This window comes from Streptomyces sp. NPDC006743 (genome assembly GCF_040703815.1).
Lineage (GTDB): Bacteria > Actinomycetota > Actinomycetes > Streptomycetales > Streptomycetaceae > Streptomyces.
In genome coordinates this window covers 1-2,744 of sequence record NZ_JBEYJA010000140.1, presented here as the reverse complement: position 1 = coordinate 2,744, position 2,744 = coordinate 1, and the positions used below count along the sequence as shown (strand labels likewise).

Here is a 2,744-nt window from a genome sequence, read left to right as displayed (position 1 = left end):
GCAGCACCTGCGTGCCCGTCATGTCGGTCACCGTGACGACCGCGTGCGACACGGCCCATCCGTCCCGGGTGCGGATCCTCGCGGTCAGTCCCATCCCGTTTTTCTCCCTGAAAAGCCTGACAAAATGGTCGGTGAGCGACCGGCCCGTGGCAGGGGCGCCTCCGCTGGGAGCGCGCCCCGCCACGGGCCGGGGTCGGACTACTCGCCGGGGTGGGCGAGTTCGATGTCGTGGTCGTCGACGCCGCGGCCCGAGACCGTCAGGGCCGTCGCCACCGGCGGGTAGCCCGTCGCGATGACGGTGTACTCGCCGCTGTTGAGGTCGGTGAAGGCGTACGCCCCGTCGGTACCGGTGGTGGCCGTGCCGACCACGTTGCCCGCCGCGTCGACCAGCGTCACGCGGGCGTCGGCGAGCGGACCGTGCGGGGCACGGACCACGCCCTGGAGCTGCGCCCCGGAGTCGAGGTCGACCTCGATGCGGGTGACACCGGTGCCGCCCACCTCGACGGGCAGGGCCCGCGGCCGGTGGCCGGCGGCGTTCACCGCGACGGTCACCACGCCCGGCACCAGCTCCGCGAAGGAGAACTCGCCCTGCTCACCGGTGGTCCCGGTGGCCAGCAGGTCGCCGCGCACATCGGTGACGATCACCATGGCGTCCTTCACCGGCAGGGCGGTCTCCGCGCCCCGCACCACACCGCTCAGCCCGCTGGTGCCGCTGAGCAGGATGTCGTACGCCACCGGCTCGTCGTTCACGACGATCGTGGACGCCTGCGGCTGGAAGCCGTCCGCCGAAGCGATCAGCACGTACGAACCCGCACCCGGCGCGTCCACCGTGTAGCCGCCGTCGCCCTGCGCGACGGAGCGGCCGAGCTGGCGGCCCGCCAGCGAGATCAGCGTGACCGCGGCCTGCGGCACCGGCGCGCCCTCGGCGCCCCGGACGAAACCGCGCACCGGGACTCCGCCGCCCGCACCGGCGGCCGGGGTCTGCGGGGCCGCCGTGGCGACGGCCGCGAGGCGCTGGGTGCCCTCCGGACCGGTCGCCGTGGTGGAGGCGGCCGACGCCCAGGCGGGCACCTTGTCCTCGGCCGGGGCCGAGAACTGGTCGGCGGCCGGGACGGCGGCCTGCTCCTGGGCCTCGGCGACGGCCGGGGCCGCCACCGGGTCGACCGGGCCCGGCTCGCCCTCGGCGGCCTGCGCGAGACCGCCGCGGGTCCGCAGCGGGACCTCCTTGATGAACAGCGTGATCAGGAAGGCGATGGCCGCCATGCCGCCGGCGATCAGGAAGATGTCGGCGATGCCGTGCCCGTAGGCGCTCTCGATGACCGTGCGCAGCGGCGCCGGAAGCTTGGCGACGTCCGGGATGGTGCCGGTGGACGAGCCGCCCATGGCGGCCTGGTACTTCGGGTCGAGTCCGGCCAGGCCGTCCTTGACGTAGTCGGTGATCCGGTGGGCCAGGACCGCGCCGAGCGCGGAGACGCCCACCGCGCCGCCCAGCGAGCGGAAGAAGGTGACCGTGGAGCTGGCCGAGCCGAGGTCGCTCGGGTCGACCTGGTTCTGCGTGCACAGCACCAGGTTCTGCATCATCATGCCGATGCCGAGCCCCAGCAGGGCCATGAAGATCGCCATCTTCCAGTACGCCGTGTCGTACCGGATGGTGCCCAGCAGGCCGAGGCCGGCCGTCACCAGGACGCCACCGCTGACCAGCCACGCCTTCCAGCGGCCGGTGCGGGTGATGAACTGGCCGGAGACGGTGGAGGAGACGAACAGGCCACCGATCATCGGGATGGTCAGCACACCGGACATGGTCGGGGTCTTGCCCCGGGCCAGCTGGAAGTACTGGCTGAAGAAGACCGTGCCGGTGAACATCGCGACACCGACGAAGAGCGAGGCGAGCGACGCCAGCGTGATCGTGCGGTTGCGGAACAGCCGCAGCGGGATGATCGGCTCGGCGGCCTTGGACTCGATCAGCACGAACAGCAGGCCGAGGACGATCGAACCGCCGACCATGACGGCGGTCTGCCAGGACAGCCAGTCGTATTTGTCACCGGCGAAGGTGACCCAGATCAGCAGCAGCGAGACGGCCGCGGCGATCATGGTCGCGCCGGCCCAGTCGACCTTCACGTCCCGCTTGACGACGGGCAGGTGCAGGGTCTTCTGGAGGACGATCAGGGCGAGGACCGCGAAGGGCACGCCGACGTAGAAACACCAGCGCCAGCCCAGCCAGGAGGTGTCGGTGATGACACCGCCGAGCAGCGGGCCGCCGACGGTGGCGACGGCGAACGTCGCGCCGAGGTAACCGGAGTAACGCCCACGCTCACGCGGGGAGATCATCGCGGCCATGACGATCTGCGCCAGTGCGGACAGGCCGCCGACGCCGACGCCCTGGACCACGCGGCAGACGATCAGCATGCCGGGGTTCTGCGAGAGCCCGGCCGCCATCGACGCCACGACGTAGATGATCAGGGCTATCTGGACGAGCGCCTTCTTGCTGTACAGGTCGGCGAGCTTGCCCCACAGGGGAGTGGAGGCGGTCATCGACAGCAGGGCGGCGGTGACCACCCAGGTGTAGGCCGACTGGCCGCCGCCGAGGTCTCCGATGATCTTCGGCAGGGCGTTGGAGACGATCGTGGACGACAGGATCGCCACGAACATGCCGAGCAGCAGCCCGGAGAGCGCCTCCATGATCTGCCGGTGCGACATCGGAGCGCCGTCCGGGGAGGCGCCCCCGTGCTTGGCGTGAGCCCGCA

General features: G+C 71.6%; 1 protein-coding gene. It reads right to left on the bottom strand.

The genetic code is table 11. From position 1 onward, the window contains the following. Nucleotides 1-198: 198 nt before the first annotated feature. On the bottom strand, nucleotides 199-2,744 hold a 2,546-nt coding region (locus ABZ719_RS37455), incomplete at its 5' end, for an MFS transporter (RefSeq protein ID WP_366729639.1).